Source organism: Paenibacillus sp. EC2-1 (genome assembly GCF_049311625.1).
Taxonomy (GTDB): Bacteria; Bacillota; Bacilli; order Paenibacillales; family Paenibacillaceae; genus Paenibacillus_AQ.
Genome location: NZ_CP186006.1, coordinates 195,001 through 210,934, shown reverse-complemented (window position 1 = coordinate 210,934; position 15,934 = coordinate 195,001). Strand labels below are relative to the sequence as shown.

Genomic DNA, 15,934 nt, shown 5'->3' with positions numbered 1-15,934 from the left:
AAGCGATGGATCTCTATCCAATCACGTTTACAGCTTCGTTCAGATCAATGCTGCCTGTATAAAGTGCCTTACCTACAATCGCACCACCAACACCATCTGAACGGTGCTGACTAAGCGCTTTAAGATCATCCAGCTTCGTTACGCCGCCAGAAGCGATTACCGTACGACCACTTGCTTTTGCCAGAGATACAATAGCTTCCACATTTGGTCCCTGCATCATGCCATCGCGAGAAATATCCGTAAAAATAAACGTCTCTGCGCCTTTTGAAGCCAGCTCCTTGGCAAGCACTTCAGCCTGAACTTCAGAAGTCTCCAGCCAGCCGCGTGTAGCAACAAAGCCGTTTCGTGCATCAATCCCGATTGCGACCTTGTCCCCGTATTTCCCCAGTACTTCCTCTGTAAAAGCGCGATCTTCAATCGCTGCGGTTCCGATAATCACCCGGCTTACGCCAAGAGAGAGCAGACGCTCAACATCAGCAAGGGTGCGGAGTCCGCCGCCAACTTGTACCGGCACATTCATTTTTGCAGCAATTTCACCGATAATCGCATCATTAACGGGATGTCCTGCTTTTGCACCATCCAGATCTACCAAGTGAATAAACTTGCCACCCTGTTCTTCCCATGAACGCGCAACTTTCAGTGGACTATCGTTGTAAATGGTCTCTTGGTTATAGTCACCTTGCACAAGTCTGACACACTTGCCTCCAAGAATATCAATTGCTGGATATATGATAAATGATGACATGTTCATCCCCGCTTCCTCTTTTTTTATAACCCCTTCGATTCTGTTAGCGCCAAAAAATTACGCAGCAGACTCATGCCAAGCTCTCCGCTCTTCTCCGGGTGAAATTGCATACCGTAGACACTGCCATCTCCCACGATTGCCGTTACATCCTTCCCATAATCCGTTACTGCAAGCAAATGGGCCTTTGCCTCAGGAAGGACATGATATGAATGCACGAAATACACATGCCCTTCCTCAAGCCCCGCAAACAGCGGATGATCAGGGTTCTTGAACTGCAGACGGTTCCAACCCATATGAGGCACCTTGTACTCACCACCCGTAAACCGGACAACGGATCCAGGCAAAATGTTGAGCCCTTCATGACGTCCATGCTCCTCACTTTGTGTGAATAACAACTGCATGCCGAGACATATACCAAGCAGTGGTTTCGTACCAGCTGCAGCCTCCTTCATCACCTCATCAAGCCCTGTCTCACGTAAGTGTTCCATAGCATCTCCAAATGCTCCAACACCAGGCAAAATAATACCATCCGCCGCCAAAATTTCTTCGCGATCTCCGGTAACAAGCGGCTCATATCCGAGCCGCTCCACTGCTTTACTTACACTGTGCAGGTTGCCCATACCATAATCCACAATTGCGATTGCCATGGGTTACAGTACTCCCTTCGTGGATGGCACACCTGTTACACGAGGATCAATGCTTGTTGCTTCATCAAGCGCACGACCAAGCGCTTTAAATATCGCCTCAATCATGTGGTGAGTGTTGTGACCATAGTGCACGATAACATGTAGTGTGACTCTCGCCTCCAGTGCGAACTTCCACAAAAACTCATGCACCAGTTCCGTGTGGAATGATCCAACCTGCTGGGATGGGTACTCAGCTCGGTATTCAAAATGCGGACGGTTGCTAATATCGATCACGACTTGAGCCAATGCCTCATCCATGGGTACAAATACGCTTGCATAGCGCTTAATCCCTTTTTTGTCACCAAGCGCTTCACGAAATACTTGACCCAGACAAATGCCGATATCTTCTACCGTATGATGATCATCAATCTCGATATCCCCGTTCGCTTTTACATTAAGATCGAATTGACCGTGCTTCGTGAATAGATCGAGCATATGGTTTAGAAAAGGAACGTCCGTCTCCAGCTCAGATACACCGGTTCCATCTACGTTAAACTTCAAGGAAATGTCTGTTTCGTTTGTTTTACGGCTGACACTCGATGTCCGCCCTTTTGCTTCAAAACTGCTCACGATGATTGCCCCCCTGTATTTGACTCTTGCTCCAGCCGAACAGCGATTGCCCGTGCGTGGCCTTCTAGTCCCTCGCGCCGAGCTAGCTCCATAATGGTCTCACCATCACGAAGCAGTGCCTCTTTGCTGTAATAAATCATGCTCGATTTCTTAATAAAATCATCCAGATCGACGGGTGAGGAGAATCTAGCTGTTCCATTCGTCGGAATAATGTGGTTCGGGCCTGCAAAATAATCGCCAACAGGCTCCGAGCTGTATGCTCCAAGGAAGATAGCGCCCGCATTTTCAATCTGACCCACAATCGCCATCGGCTCTTCGGTCATAATCTCCAAATGCTCCGGTGCCAACCGATTAACCAGTTCAATCCCTTCCTTCAGGGAATCTGTTACGATAATTGCCCCATAGCTGTCCACAGAGGCACGAGCGATGTCCCTACGTGGCAACAACTCAAGTTGACGCTCGACCTCAGCGGATACGGCTTCAGCAAGTGCCTGTGACGGCGTTACAAGTACGGCCGATGCCATCTCATCATGCTCCGCTTGAGACAGAAGATCTGCAGCAACAAATGACGGCTGAGCTGTATCATCAGCCAGCACTATAATTTCGCTAGGTCCTGCCATACTGTCTATGTTGACCACACCGTATACTTCCCGTTTAGCCAAAGCGACATAAATATTTCCTGGACCGCAGATTTTATCTACTGGCGCAATCGAATCCGTACCATAAGCCAGTGCGGCAATGGCCTGAGCTCCCCCCACACGGTAAATCTCTGTTACACCCGCTTCAGCTGCAGCAACGAGAATGTAAGGATCAATCCCCTCGATCCCCCGAGTTGCTGGTGGTGTAACCATCACAATCTCGGGTACTCCCGCTACTTGTGCCGGAATTACATTCATGAGCACAGAGGAGGGATAAGCAGCTTTTCCACCAGGAACGTAGACACCGACTCGCTTCAAAGGCCGGATGATCTGCCCAAGAATGCTGCCATCGGGCTGAAGATCCATCCAGGAATTACGCTTCTGCTTCATGTGGAAAGCTCGGATATTGTCTGCCGCAGCCTGTATAGCAGTCACAAAAGATGGCTCAACATGATCATAAGCTGCCTTCAGTTCAGCTTCTGGCACACGAAGTTCATGCGCTTTAAGCTTCATTTTGTCGAATTCTTCAGTATAACGCAGCAGCGCGGCATCTCCTTCTGCACGTACCGCTTGAACCACCTTTTTCACCGTTTCATTCTGCGCTGGGGTTCCGTAATCGCTCTCCCGTTGCAGCTTGAAATCACGTGCCGATACAACTTTCATCGTAGATTCCCCCTTACCTCTCCTCTTCCTGCTCATACAGCCCTACATGTCTCTATACGCTTTTTTCAGTGAGAATCACTTTTTGCAGACGATCACACAGCGCTTGAATCTCGCCATTCTTCATCCGATAGCTCACGCGGTTTGCGATCAACCGGCTTGTAATTTCGAACAGACTGTTCATCTCCACAAGTCCATTCTCCTTAAGCGTCTGTCCTGTCTCTACCATATCTACAATCCGATCAGCAAGCCCAATCAGTGGTGCAAGCTCGATTGATCCATTCAGCTTCACAACCTCAACCTGCTGACCCTGTTCACGGAAATACTGTGATGCTACATTCGGATATTTAGTTGCAACACGCTGCTGAATCCCTGGTGTCCAGTCTGGCAATCCGATAACTGACATCCGGCATCTCGCAATACCGAGGTCTAACAGCTCATATACATCCTTGTTCTCTTCCAGCAAGACATCCTTACCTACGATACCGATATCTGCTACCCCGTATTCCACATAGGTTGGCACGTCGACCGGCTTGGCCAGAATAAATTCCATTCCTGCCTCCGGCAAAGAAATAACTAGCTTACGCGTATCATCCACATCCATCGGAATAGGAAGTCCTGCGGATCGAAATAACTCAGATGCTTTTTTATAGATTCGTCCTTTAGGCATAGCTACTTTTAAAATTTCTGCCATGAACCGCACCTCCTTTCTTTAGGTCTACATTTATGAGAATGTGAGAATCTCTGCATAGCCTTTATGAAGTAATCCATGCTCAGAAGCATCTTCCTGCCTAGCCAAGTATCCCTCATCTTCTCCGCTTATCAGTGCAGTAACAACCACTCTTCCTTCGCTGCGTAATAAAGCTGCCTGCGTCAATCCTTCCTTACGCTGCTCTGCTGTATACTGAACTAATACCGGAAGCTGTTCCGAAGCTTCCTTGACCTGAACACCATCCAGGATTCGATTTGTCTTTAAGGCAAACCCAGTTGCCGGCACATTCCGTCCAAATTGCTGTAACAGCTTATCGTAACGTCCACCACTTGCAACAGGTGAGCCAATCTCAGCAGCATAACCTTCAAAAGTCATTCCCGTATAATAAGAGAAGTCTCCGATCATCGTCAGATCGATTAGCACATGTTCCGAGACATTGTAAGCTTCAATCACTTCCCACACCTTGCATAAATGTTCTATGGATGCACGGGCCAATGGATCACTGCTTAGCTCCAGCGCTTGCTCACATATCTCCCGACCGCCTCGAAGTCTAAGGATGCCCTCTAGCTTATCGGTTTGGACATCCGTCAGATCCAGCCCAGATATCGTATTCCGGTACCCCACATAATCTCGATCTAACAAGTCATGCTTTAGATTCTCCTGATCTTCAATCCTGTCAGGCAATACCTCTTCCAGTAACCCATTTAGGAAGCCTACATGACCTAGAGCGATTCGGAATTTCTCCACCCCAGCGGCCTGTAGTGATTCAATTGCCAGAGCTACAACCTCAGCATCTGCCTCAGGTGAGTCGTCACCTACAAGTTCCACACCCGTCTGGAAAAACTCAGCTTCCCGCCCAGCTTCTTCTTCAATCGCACGAAACACATTGGCATGGTAAGAGAGACGGATAGGAAGTGGCTCCTCTTTCAGCAAAGACGATACAACTCTGGCAATCGGAGCTGTAATATCCGAACGTAGAACCATCGTCGTTCCCCGATTGTTGAGCAGTTTGAACAGTTTCTGATCAGACGTTGAACTTGCGACTCCAACCGTATCGTAATACTCCATCGTTGGCGTCATAATCTGTTGATATCCCCACCGGTCCATACAGGCAAGGACTTGGTGCTCAATCTGACGCAGTCTCACTACCGCGTGAGGTAAATAATCACGGACGCCAGCCGGTTTTTCAAAGCCTTTAGGTTTAGACATGACGTTACACCTCGAATCTATATTGTTCTTTATCACATTAAAGTGCTAATATGCTACCAAAGTAAAGAATATTGCATATGTTACCATACATTTAGTTGCATCGTCAATCCGTTTATGACTTGTCCTTATTTCAAATAATTAGCCTCTTATCCCCAAGGTAAAATAAACCAGGTTGCTCCTGTTATTATAACCTACTCCTATCTAACAAGTAGAGTATAAATAAAAAAGCCGTCCAATAACCGGACGGCTTCATGCTGGCTCAATGCCAGCATTTTATGAATTATATAAGTGCAATGATTTATTTAAAACTACATACCAACCGATTTCTTTCCCGAATCCTGTTTGGCTGGATCTTTTGGCTTCAAGGAACGTGGTACACTGCCGAGCAGCACCCATGAACCCGGAATATATTTCATTATTAATTGTACAAATAATGCAGTCACAATGAGAGCCGTCACCATACCACCGTAAACCCAAATCAAGTAATCATCTGTCACTGGATTCAGACCGAATTTATGCTCACGATAAAAGTTAAGCCACAACGGATGCATCAAGTAAATCGCAAAGGAAAGCTCACCAATCCGCGTTAAAAGGGCAACGATCTTTTTCCATCCACTGTTATACAGCCAGTTCGCAGCCTGCATTAATACGATAGCGGAGAAGACGGTGTGTATATTCCACAGGAATTCATATACTAATGAGTCATACTTCGCTCCATGCAGACGTGTGTTATACCAGATCTGTACATGTGTCAGAGCCAGTATCAGCCAGCCAGCCCACAGCGCAATCGTAGCAGACTTTTGACGGCGTGTTTGTTTCTTCCAGCCTGAGGTTAACCATACTTTATATTTATCATAATTAATGGCTAGGTAAGCACCCAGCAAGTAGTAAGCTAGATAAGAAATCGCCAAGCTTCCTTTGGTAGCATAATGCAGCTCGTATTTATTCCAGACGATAAAGCCCCATTGCAGCAAGAACCCGATCGGGACTGCCCAGCGCACAAGGAATTTAGAAGACTTCAATAGCTTCAGGAATAACGGGAATAGAATATAGAACTGTAAGCTAATGAACACAAAGTATAGATGCGTATAGTTCTGACCCTTGGACAGACGCTCAAAGAATGTAGGTATTTGTGCACTCCAATCGATCGAACTGTTAAGCAATCCATTTTGATCAAGTCTTACGAAAAAGTATACGATCGAAATGAGTAGATAAGGTAGCAAAATATACAAAAGCCGTCTCTTGTAGAAGTTAGTAATCAAGCTTCTCGTCAAAGGACGATCATAATAATTGTAGAACAGAACAAAGCTGCTCAGAAAAATAAATGAAGGTGTCCCGTACTTAAAAAATATGTTCAAAAAATTAATAATATAATAGAAGCGAGAATCAATCGCATCCACCGTTGCAAATGAGGTCGCATGCACATGCAGTACGCCCAGAATGGCCAGTGCCCGATAAATATCAAGCTGCGGTAGCCGTTCCTTTCTAATTTGAGTAGCTCCCATATTTTAAATTTCCCCTTTAGTGAAATTGAGTAGAAACAGACCCAGCAAGTAATAATATAAAAAAACGCTCAGCTTGACGATAGTGACAACAGAGCGTGAAGACAATAGCATGTTTTTTTATCATAACAATACGGGCAGTGTGTGATTTCACACGTTCCTACCAACGAAAAGGCCCCACAAGGCAGTTACCTAGGGGACCATTAATTATTTTTTACGTTATTTGCCCTACTCATTTTACAATAAAACAAGCTATTTTGGAACCTGTGACGACACATTGTCTCAAATTGACTCATCTTCCGGTGTCACCCGTTTGAGCTCCCGAAGCGGATTGCCACCCACAAATGCACCCGGTGCCACATCCTTATGTACGACAGCGCCGGCCGCAACTACTGCACCATCACCTATCGTCACACCCGGCAAAATAGTCGTGTTCGCACCGATCAATACATTCTCACCGATGATAACTTCCCCAAGCCGATATTCCCGTATAAGGTATTCATGCGCCAGAATTGTTGTGTTATAGCCTATGACCGAGTTCTCCCCCACGGTTATCTTCTCAGGGTAGAAGACGTCCACCATAACCATTAATCCAAAAGCGGTATGCTTGCCAACCTTCATCCCGAGCATATTCCGGTAGATCCAGTTCTTCATCGGGAGGACAGGACAGTAACGGGCCAATTGCACAAATATAAAGTTCTTAACACCCTTGAACGGACTCACTGTGCTGTATATATGCCACAGCGCGTTATGCCCTTCCACAGGGTGGCGAGTTACCTTTCTGGCCATTGCACCTTGGCTCCTATTCCTGTATCTGTTTCTGTCCTACGATTGAATAAATGTCCCGCATATCCTTCAAAATATAATCAGCTCCGTAATCCCGTAGCACCTGCTCACCTTTCAGCGACCAAGCGACGCCAGCAGCTTGAACGCCAGCAGCCTTTGCTGACTGGATATCTACAGCACTGTCACCCACCATTAAGGTCGTTTCCGGATTACATCCAATGGCTTCTATCGCCTTCAGCACCGGCTCAGGATGCGGTTTCGGATTCTCCACATCATTAACCGTTACAACCGCAGACATATACTTATCCAGATTGAACTTCTCTAAGGTCATCAGTGTACCCGGACGTATCTTAGTGGTTACAATACCCATAGAAATCCCTTGAGCATGTAGCCACTCCACAACTTCATTTACATAAGGAAATGGCTTAACCATGTTATCGTGATGTTCCTGACTATAAGCCCGATAAAGGGGAACCAGAGATGTAACGTCCTCCATACCAGAGAACTTCTGGAGCTGGTACTCCAGTGTCGTTCCCATATGAGGAATAATACCTTCCCTCGTCAGGGGACCATTAGGTCCCTTTTCAAAGACATGCATAAATGAGGCAATAATCAGATCATTCGTATCAATAATGGTGCCATCCAGATCAAATAGTACGGTTTCAATCACGTTGCCCTACTCCTTTTTGTCTTCCGCATCTTTATTGATCGAAGTGTCATGCTTAGAGGATCTTTCAGATTCCGCAGTTTCCACCAAGTCTGATGCACTCTTATCATGCACAGGACCAGGGTTAGAAGGTGTTGACTGATTTGCCTGCGGTTTGTTTCCTTGCTGTGGTTTCCGATCAAGTGTTGCCTCTGGTGTTGGACCCGATCCTGGTTTAGTACATACAATCGGGTCTAAGTAACGTTCATTCGCTCTTCCCGTTACCCGTCTTACAACAATCCATATAACTCCCACAATTACGATAAGTATCGGCAATAGCTGAGAAATCCGAATGTTTCCATATGCAGGATCTAAGTAGCCTTGCTCAAATCCCATCCAGGTCATTGGAGCCCACAAACTATTAATAATGGATTCAAGGAACGAAGAACCTTGGAATGCCAAGCTATCCGTACGTACAGCCTCGATATAGAAACGACCGATCGAATACCAAATGAAATATCCAATGAATAGCTCACCTACACGCAGAAACTTTTGTCTTCGAAGTACAAGCAATAATACTAGTCCAACAAGGTTCCACACGGATTCATATAAAAAGGTTGGATGATGGAACACACCATCAACATTCATCTGGTTTACAATGAAGTCAGGAAGGTGCAGACTATTGCGTAAGAATGATTCTTCTACAGGCCCACCATATGCTTCTTGATTGACAAAGTTACCCCAGCGGCCAATAAGTTGACCTAACAATAGCGAAGGTGCACATAAATCTGCAATCCTCCAAAAATTATATCCCTTATAGCGCACATAGATGATTGCACATATGATAGCACCGATTAGTGCTCCATAAATGGCAATACCACCATTCCAAATCTTGAATACATCAAGGAAGTTATCTTTATAATCTTCCCATTTAAAAGCCACATAATATATTCTCGCGCCTATAATGGCCGAAGGAACACCCAAGAGCAAGAGGTCCATGAAGAACTCTTGTGGAATGCCAAAACGTTTTCCTTCACGGATTACAAGCAGAAGACCTGCCAAAGCTCCCAACCCTAGAATAATTCCATACCAATGGACGCGCAGCGATCCGATCGAGAAAGCGATCGGATCGATCAGCAATGTAGACATTCAATTCCCCCCTAGTCCAGATCATCCATATCATCAGCAATTGTAGCTGTTAGTTTGTTCGTAAACTGCAATGCTGCATTCAAGCCCATTTGTTTCAAACGGTAGTTCATGGCCGCAACCTCAATAATAACAGCCAAGTTCCGCCCCGGACGAACTGGGATGGTAACGAGAGGAACATCGGTATCAATAATACGTGTCTTTTCTTCATCCAAACCCAAACGATCATACTGTTTATCCTGCTGCCAAGCTTCGAGACGAACAACCAAAGTAATCCTTTTATTGTTTCGCACGGCACCCGCACCAAACAGTGTCATTACGTTAATGATACCTACACCACGGATCTCTAACAAATGACGGATTAACTCCGGAGCTGTACCGTGTAACTGGAAGTCAGACGTCTGACGGATTTCAACCGCATCGTCCGCAATAAGACGGTGACCCCTTTTCACAAGCTCGAGCGCTGTTTCACTTTTACCAATACCGCTTGTACCTGTAATCAGCATGCCTACACCATAGACATCACATAGAACCCCATGAATCGTAGTAGTCGGTGCAAGTTTCCGCTCTAAAAATCCAGTAATCCGGCTTGTCAAAATCGTTGTCGCCATACTGCTTCTCAATACCGGTAGACCCGTTTCATTACTAACCTCAACTAGCTCTTCAGGAACATCCAACGAGCGAGTAATAATAATACAAGGCGTCTCATCTGTACAGAGACTCCGCATACGATCTCTGCGCTCCTCTGGCTTTAACATTGCAAAAAAAGCTAATTCCGTCCGTCCCAATAGCTGAACACGCTCACGTGGATGATACTCAAAATACCCCGCCATTTCCAGACCGGGTCGGTTAAGATCGTCTGTTGTTATTTGGCGTTTCAAGCCTTCATCTCCGGAGATGACCTCCATTTGGAACTGCTGTACCAGTTCAGACACTTTCACTTTTTTGGCCATGGTTATACCCCTTTTCGTCCGTATGTTGTTAGAAATCATATCGCGAACCAACTGTTGATCCGCTCACACATGTATCGTTAGTAATGGAGTATACAGACTAGCTCCCCACCTAAATATTTAATCCGATGGAGTTAATGTACCCGCCATAATCCGCATAACACACTTCATTTCATCCTCATGTAAATGCTTATCCTTAGATCAATTATGTAAGCCTTACTTCCTGATATCTTAAAGGAAAATAGCACTAAATGCAATGTTGCCAGGTTTTTCTAGTAAGGTTTGATATATCCAAACACATATCATCGTAACTTTTATATTCTCTGTAGATTGTACTCAGCTACGATTTAAAAACCTTCTTCGACATAACTTCAAACTTAATTCGTGATCATCAGATACTTGTTGTTATCGTCTACAAATCTTCTAATCTACTTTGAGGTCCATCTATAGAAATAACAAAAAAAACCGCCTCACAGGGCGGTTTTTCTCGGAACCCGACTGTCGGAGAATTAGTCTCCCAACAAAACGTTCAGTTCGGTCTCTTTATCGAAGATATGAACTTTGTTCATGTCAATTGCCAATTTAACGTTATCACCTTCACGAGTTGTAGAACGTCCGTCTACACGGCCAATAACAGTCTCTGCACCCAAACCACTCAGATACAAGAGCATTTCGTGACCGAGGTTCTCAGTAACGTCAACTTTTGCAGTGAAGATCGTGTTTGGAGATGCTTCCAAGAACACTGGCTCTTCATGAATATCTTCTGGACGAAGTCCCATGATAACTTCTTTACCAATCAGGGATTTGTTCTTCAAAAGTTGTGCTTTACCACCTGGTACTTGAACGTTCAAACCTTCAGCTGTAAAGAATACGCCTCCGTTTTGCTCGGACAATTTACCGTTGATAAAGTTCATAGTAGGGGAACCAATAAAGCCTGCAACGAACAAGTTGCTTGGGCTGTTGTAAAGCTGTTCTGGAGAATCAGCCTGCTGGATGATACCATCCTGCATAACAACGATACGGTCACCCATCGTCATAGCTTCTGTTTGGTCATGCGTTACATAGATACAAGTGGTTTCAAGACGCTTAACCAGCTTTGTAATTTCGGCACGCATCTGACCACGAAGTTTTGCATCCAAGTTGGAAAGAGGCTCATCCATCAAGAAGACTTGTGGATCACGGACAATCGCACGGCCCAAGGCAACACGCTGACGCTGACCACCGGAAAGAGCTTTCGGTTTACGCTCTAGCAAATGTTCGATATCCAAGATTCTTGCTGCTTCACGTACACGTTTGTCGATTTCGTCCTTCTTCACTTTACGAAGTTTCAAGCCGAAGGCCATGTTCTGGTACACATTCATATGCGGATACAAGGCATAGGATTGGAATACCATCGCGATATCACGGTCTTTAGGAGCTACATCGTTAACAACGCGGTCACCAATGTAGAGTTTACCTTCAGAAATTTCTTCAAGTCCAGCGATCATCCGCAAAGTTGTGGATTTACCGCAACCGGAAGGTCCTACCAATACCAGAAACTCTTTATCTTTAATATCGAGGTTAACATCGATTACTGTTGCCTTATCGGATCCTGCATATTTCTTATAAATGTGCTCTAAACGTACGCCTGCCATGCTTGTTGCCCCCTCATATTAAGTGTTATGAAATCGAATACATTTTATAGTCTTAATATTAACCTATAGACTTCTGACTGACTATACACAATCTGCACAAAAATCTTATTTTCTTTTCGTCACTTTATACAATAGAAGAGTAATTTTAACCAAAACAGCATCTCCGAAGCTCCGAACATCAAGTCCAGTCTCTTGTTTTATCTTATCTAAACGGTATAAAAGAGTATTACGGTGAATATACAAACGCTTTGCCGTTTCACTAACATTACAATCTAATTCAAAAAAACTTTCGAGCGTAGACAGTGTTTCGGCATCTTCAAACACATCTGTATGGTGGCTCCCGTACTCCTCTAGGAAGCGGTTTCGCTGCACTTCAGGAATACTAAATAACAAACGTTCCAGATGAAGCCCGGTCGATAAATGAATATGTTCTTTCACTTGAAAAGTTCGTCCGATAACCATCGTTTCGCGAAGTTGTCTAAGCATGCAAGGTAAACCTTCGGCTACCTTAATGGCTGGGATTGCGGCAATATGGAAGTCACCCACCCACTCATTCGATACCAGCTCATATAGACCCATACAAAAGAGTGTCAGTAAGTCCTGATCTCCTTCGCCTGGAATCTCTTCCTTCTCATCTACCAAACCATCCAAAAGCTGCGGATCAGCAAGAACAAGCCATGCCTTCTCCTGAAGAGGTACTAATACAACTTCCCCATCAAAATAACTACGAAGCAACCTCTGAAGCGATTTGAAGGTTGTATCGGTGGGATGCTCACTTTCATTCACAAGTAAAAAAGGAATTACTTCTTCCGATAGAGATATTCTATTAGCTAGCTCATCTGGTAGAGTAGCGTATAACTCATCAGCTTTTATGCGCTCGTTTAGCCATTCTCCCAGTTTAAGCGCGTAATGTTCTTCTTCTGCCTTACTACTATACCGTTGGAGCTTAGTAGATGGATCGTTATAAACAAGATTAGATAATAAAAGTCCAATTAGCTTCACCTCAGTCTCGGTCACCTTATCAGACGGGACTGAAATTATAATAGGTACATTATTCTTCACAGGAATTGAAAACCACACTTCACCCTGCTCTAGATGATAAGAGATTCCTGCTTCCGACTGTTCTATCATTGGTATCTTTATGTTCATTTCATTAAAAGGTCCAATATCACTTGTTGTCTGACTATGAAGACTGGGGATTGTTATAGATTCGAGCAGCAATTCAGACTCTTGCTCATTCAACGATTTAAGTGTCATAGGAATACCCAGCGTGCTCTTCAAACTCTGCAGTATTTGCTCTATCTCCGTCATTGATGACTCCACCACTTTGTCTTTTTCTTATTATTTTAGCATATCTATAGCAGTCAACTGAAATATATACAAAAAAGCCGTCAACATAGTTGACGACTTCTGTGATGAGCCATGAAGGACTCGAACCTTCGACACCCTGATTAAAAGTCAGGTGCTCTACCAACTGAGCTAATGGCTCATAAAACTGGTGGAGGATGATGGATTCGAACCACCGAACCCGTAAGGGAGCAGATTTACAGTCTGATGCGTTTGGCCACTTCGCTAATCCTCCAGGATTAAAAGGTGGCTCGGGACGGAATCGAACCGCCGACACGAGGATTTTCAGTCCTCTGCTCTACCGACTGAGCTACCGAGCCATATTTAGTTTAATAAAAAAATAGTGTGAAGCGATTTAACTTCGCACATTTACCCAGCCATTTAATATAATAAATGGCGGAACTGACGGGATTCGAACCCGCGATCTCCTGCGTGACAGGCAGGCATGTTAGGCCTCTACACCACAGTTCCGCATTTAAAATAACTGGTGCCGGCGAGAGGACTTGAACCCCCAACCTACTGATTACAAGTCAGTTGCTCTACCAGTTGAGCTACACCGGCGTATTCAATTAAAAATTCAATGGTGGAGGCTGAGGGGTTCGAACCCCCGACCCTCTGCTTGTAAGGCAGATGCTCTCCCAGCTGAGCTAAGCCTCCAGGTATGTATGGTAGCGGCGGAGGGGATCGAACCCCCGACCTCACGGGTATGAACCGTACGCTCTAGCCAGCTGAGCTACACCGCCATATCAATACAGGATTACATTCAGGTTATATAAATGGCGGAGAGAGAGGGATTCGAACCCTCGCACCGCTTACGCAGTCTAACCCCTTAGCAGAGGGTCCCCTTATAGCCACTTGGGTATCTCTCCATCATAACCTTATGCAAGTTACAGAGATTGACTCCCTGAAAACTAGATACGAAACTTGAATTTGCGATTAGTGCTTCACCGTAACTCACACCGGACCAAAGCAGATGCTTTCGATGCGAGCTTCACAGCGTGAAGCTTGTAGGATAAGCCCTCGACCGATTAGTATTGGTCAGCTCCATGCATTGCTGCACTTCCACCTCCAACCTATCTACCTCGTCGTCTTCAAGGGGTCTTACATACTGGGAAATCTCATCTTGAGGGGGGCTTCACGCTTAGATGCTTTCAGCGCTTATCCCGTCCATACGTAGCTACCCAGCCATGCTCCTGGCGGAACAACTGGTGCACCAGCGGTATGTCCATCCCGGTCCTCTCGTACTAAGGACAGCTCCTCTCAAATTTCCTACGCCCACGACAGATAGGGACCGAACTGTCTCACGACGTTCTGAACCCAGCTCGCGTACCGCTTTAATGGGCGAACAGCCCAACCCTTGGGACCTACTTCAGCCCCAGGATGCGATGAGCCGACATCGAGGTGCCAAACCTCCCCGTCGATGTGGACTCTTGGGGGAGATAAGCCTGTTATCCCCAGGGTAGCTTTTATCCGTTGAGCGATGGCCCTTCCATGCGGTACCACCGGATCACTAAGCCCGACTTTCGTCCCTGCTCGACTTGTAGGTCTCGCAGTCAAGCTCCCTTATGCCTTTGCACTCTTCGAATGATTTCCAACCATTCTGAGGGAACCTTGGGGCGCCTCCGTTACTCTTTAGGAGGCGACCGCCCCAGTCAAACTGCCCACCAGACACTGTCCCCGCACCGGTTCACGGTACTAGGTTAGAACCTAGATACGATCAGGGTGGTATCCCAACGGCGCCTCCACAGAAGCTTGCGCTCCTGTTTCTTAGGCTCCCACCTATCCTGTACAGATCGTACCCAAATCCAATATCAAGCTGCAGTAAAGCTCCATGGGGTCTTTCCGTCTTGTCGCGGGTAACCTGCATCTTCACAGGTATTAAAATTTCACCGGATCTCTCGTTGAGACAGCGCCCAAATCGTTACGCCATTCGTGCGGGTCAGAATTTACCTGACAAGGAATTTCGCTACCTTAGGACCGTTATAGTTACGGCCGCCGTTTACTGGGGCTTCGGTTCATAGCTTCGGATTGCTCCTAACCACTCCCCTTAACCTTCCAGCACCGGGCAGGCGTCAGCCCGTATACTTCGCCTTACGGCTTCGCACAGACCTGTGTTTTTGTTAAACAGTCGCTTGGGCCTTTTCACTGCGGCCCCCTCGTGCTATTCACACTACCGGGGCACCCCTTCTCCCGAAGTTACGGGGTCATTTTGCCGAGTTCCTTAACGAGAGTTCTTCCGCGCGCCTTAGAATTCTCTTCTCGCCTACCTGTGTCGGTTTGCGGTACGGGCACCTTCACCTGACTAGAGGCTTTTCTTGGCAGTGTGAGATCATGACCTTCGCTACTATAATTTTCACTCCCCATCACAGCCCAGCCTTAACGATGTGCGGATTTGCCTACACATCAGCCTCACTGCTTGGACGGACATCCATCAGTCCGCGTCACTACCCTCCTGCGTCACCCCATCGTTCATAACGGTTTACGGTGGTACAGGAATTTCAACCTGTTGTCCTTCGATTACGCCTTTCGGCCTCACCTTAGGTCCCGACTTACCCTGAGCGGACGAACCTTCCTCAGGAAACCTTGGGCTTTCGGCGGATCAGATTCTCACTGATCTTTTCGTTACTCATACCGGCATTCTCACTTGTATGCTGTCCAGCGCTCCTTACGGTACACCTTCAACCTACATACAACGCTCCCCTA

At 46.0% G+C, this 15,934-nt stretch carries 13 protein-coding genes, 8 tRNA genes and 1 rRNA gene (1 of these 22 cut by a window edge); all 22 read right to left on the bottom strand.

What is annotated here, in order from left to right:
- Nucleotides 1–13: 13 nt before the first annotated feature.
- Complete coding sequence (hisA, locus tag ACK8P5_RS01150; RefSeq protein ID WP_422661334.1) at nucleotides 14–745, bottom strand: 1-(5-phosphoribosyl)-5-[(5-phosphoribosylamino)methylideneamino]imidazole-4-carboxamide isomerase; 732 nt, start codon at nucleotides 743–745, stop codon at nucleotides 14–16.
- A gap of 23 nt (nucleotides 746–768) precedes the next feature.
- Entirely contained in the window at nucleotides 769–1,392 is a 624-nt protein-coding gene (gene hisH / locus ACK8P5_RS01145; protein ID WP_422659176.1) for an imidazole glycerol phosphate synthase subunit HisH, read from the bottom strand.
- A gap of 3 nt (nucleotides 1,393–1,395) precedes the next feature.
- Entirely contained in the window at nucleotides 1,396–2,001 is a 606-nt protein-coding gene (gene hisB / locus ACK8P5_RS01140) for an imidazoleglycerol-phosphate dehydratase HisB (RefSeq protein WP_422659175.1), read from the bottom strand.
- Nucleotides 1,998–3,302: a histidinol dehydrogenase gene (hisD, locus tag ACK8P5_RS01135; protein ID WP_422659174.1), complete on the bottom strand. Its 1,305-nt coding sequence runs from the start codon at nucleotides 3,300–3,302 to the stop codon at nucleotides 1,998–2,000. Before hisD ends, hisB begins: the two co-directional genes overlap by 4 nt.
- A 52-nt stretch (nucleotides 3,303–3,354) precedes the next feature.
- Nucleotides 3,355–3,993 (bottom strand): ATP phosphoribosyltransferase, encoded by a 639-nt coding sequence (gene hisG, locus ACK8P5_RS01130; RefSeq protein ID WP_422659173.1) that lies wholly within the window; start codon nucleotides 3,991–3,993, stop codon nucleotides 3,355–3,357.
- A gap of 30 nt (nucleotides 3,994–4,023) precedes the next feature.
- Nucleotides 4,024–5,220 carry an ATP phosphoribosyltransferase regulatory subunit gene (locus tag ACK8P5_RS01125; RefSeq protein WP_422659172.1) on the bottom strand — a complete coding sequence of 399 codons (1,197 nt, stop codon included), beginning with the start codon at nucleotides 5,218–5,220 and terminating at the stop codon, nucleotides 4,024–4,026.
- Between the two features lie 308 nt (nucleotides 5,221–5,528).
- The gene (locus ACK8P5_RS01120; RefSeq protein WP_422659171.1) at nucleotides 5,529–6,725 is read right to left on the bottom strand and encodes an acyltransferase; all 1,197 of its coding nucleotides are present in this window, start codon (nucleotides 6,723–6,725) and stop codon (nucleotides 5,529–5,531) included.
- 279 nt (nucleotides 6,726–7,004) lie between these two features.
- Nucleotides 7,005–7,511 (bottom strand): acyltransferase, encoded by a 507-nt coding sequence (locus ACK8P5_RS01115; protein ID WP_422659170.1) that lies wholly within the window; start codon nucleotides 7,509–7,511, stop codon nucleotides 7,005–7,007.
- A gap of 13 nt (nucleotides 7,512–7,524) precedes the next feature.
- Nucleotides 7,525–8,178 carry a pyrophosphatase PpaX gene (ppaX, locus tag ACK8P5_RS01110; protein WP_422659169.1) on the bottom strand — a complete coding sequence of 218 codons (654 nt, stop codon included), beginning with the start codon at nucleotides 8,176–8,178 and terminating at the stop codon, nucleotides 7,525–7,527.
- Between the two features lie 6 nt (nucleotides 8,179–8,184).
- A complete protein-coding gene (gene lgt / locus ACK8P5_RS01105; RefSeq protein ID WP_422659168.1) occupies nucleotides 8,185–9,303 on the bottom strand; it encodes a prolipoprotein diacylglyceryl transferase in 1,119 nt (372 codons plus the stop codon).
- Nucleotides 9,304–9,314: 11 nt separating this feature from the next.
- A complete protein-coding gene (gene hprK / locus ACK8P5_RS01100; protein WP_422659167.1) occupies nucleotides 9,315–10,253 on the bottom strand; it encodes an HPr(Ser) kinase/phosphatase in 939 nt (312 codons plus the stop codon).
- A 506-nt stretch (nucleotides 10,254–10,759) separates the two neighbouring features.
- Nucleotides 10,760–11,884 carry an ABC transporter ATP-binding protein gene (locus tag ACK8P5_RS01095; protein WP_422659166.1) on the bottom strand — a complete coding sequence of 375 codons (1,125 nt, stop codon included), beginning with the start codon at nucleotides 11,882–11,884 and terminating at the stop codon, nucleotides 10,760–10,762.
- A 105-nt stretch (nucleotides 11,885–11,989) separates the two neighbouring features.
- Nucleotides 11,990–13,195 (bottom strand): PucR family transcriptional regulator, encoded by a 1,206-nt coding sequence (locus tag ACK8P5_RS01090; protein ID WP_422659165.1) that lies wholly within the window; start codon nucleotides 13,193–13,195, stop codon nucleotides 11,990–11,992.
- Nucleotides 13,196–13,300: 105 nt separating this feature from the next.
- Nucleotides 13,301–13,373: transfer RNA gene (locus tag ACK8P5_RS01085), tRNA-Lys, on the bottom strand.
- A 7-nt stretch (nucleotides 13,374–13,380) separates the two neighbouring features.
- Nucleotides 13,381–13,466: transfer RNA gene (locus ACK8P5_RS01080), tRNA-Tyr, on the bottom strand.
- 12 nt (nucleotides 13,467–13,478) lie between these two features.
- Nucleotides 13,479–13,551: transfer RNA gene (locus tag ACK8P5_RS01075), tRNA-Phe, on the bottom strand.
- Between the two features lie 74 nt (nucleotides 13,552–13,625).
- Nucleotides 13,626–13,702 (bottom strand) — tRNA-Asp (locus ACK8P5_RS01070).
- 14 nt (nucleotides 13,703–13,716) lie between these two features.
- Nucleotides 13,717–13,792, bottom strand: a tRNA-Thr gene (locus ACK8P5_RS01065).
- 20 nt (nucleotides 13,793–13,812) lie between these two features.
- Nucleotides 13,813–13,888, bottom strand: a tRNA-Val gene (locus tag ACK8P5_RS01060).
- A gap of 9 nt (nucleotides 13,889–13,897) precedes the next feature.
- Nucleotides 13,898–13,974 (bottom strand) — tRNA-Met (locus ACK8P5_RS01055).
- A 34-nt stretch (nucleotides 13,975–14,008) separates the two neighbouring features.
- Nucleotides 14,009–14,100 (bottom strand) — tRNA-Ser (locus ACK8P5_RS01050).
- Between the two features lie 139 nt (nucleotides 14,101–14,239).
- Nucleotides 14,240–15,934, bottom strand: a 23S ribosomal RNA gene (locus ACK8P5_RS01045) (it continues 1,233 nt past the right edge of the window).

What these genes read in the sequence shown, in the direction of transcription:
- hisA (WP_422661334.1), bottom strand. Translation starts at nt 745, where the DNA reads ATGTCATCATTTATCATATATCCAGCAATTGATATTCTTGGAGGCAAG.
- hisH (WP_422659176.1), bottom strand. Translation starts at nt 1,392, where the DNA reads ATGGCAATCGCAATTGTGGATTATGGTATGGGCAACCTGCACAGTGTA.
- hisD (WP_422659174.1), bottom strand. Translation starts at nt 3,302, where the DNA reads ATGAAAGTTGTATCGGCACGTGATTTCAAGCTGCAACGGGAGAGCGAT.
- hisG (WP_422659173.1), bottom strand. Translation starts at nt 3,993, where the DNA reads ATGGCAGAAATTTTAAAAGTAGCTATGCCTAAAGGACGAATCTATAAA.
- ACK8P5_RS01125 (WP_422659172.1), bottom strand. Translation starts at nt 5,220, where the DNA reads ATGTCTAAACCTAAAGGCTTTGAAAAACCGGCTGGCGTCCGTGATTAT.
- ACK8P5_RS01120 (WP_422659171.1), bottom strand. Translation starts at nt 6,725, where the DNA reads ATGGGAGCTACTCAAATTAGAAAGGAACGGCTACCGCAGCTTGATATT.
- ACK8P5_RS01115 (WP_422659170.1), bottom strand. Translation starts at nt 7,511, where the DNA reads ATGGCCAGAAAGGTAACTCGCCACCCTGTGGAAGGGCATAACGCGCTG.
- lgt (WP_422659168.1), bottom strand. Translation starts at nt 9,303, where the DNA reads ATGTCTACATTGCTGATCGATCCGATCGCTTTCTCGATCGGATCGCTG.
- hprK (WP_422659167.1), bottom strand. Translation starts at nt 10,253, where the DNA reads ATGGCCAAAAAAGTGAAAGTGTCTGAACTGGTACAGCAGTTCCAAATG.
- ACK8P5_RS01095 (WP_422659166.1), bottom strand. Translation starts at nt 11,884, where the DNA reads ATGGCAGGCGTACGTTTAGAGCACATTTATAAGAAATATGCAGGATCC.
- ACK8P5_RS01090 (WP_422659165.1), bottom strand. Translation starts at nt 13,195, where the DNA reads ATGACGGAGATAGAGCAAATACTGCAGAGTTTGAAGAGCACGCTGGGT.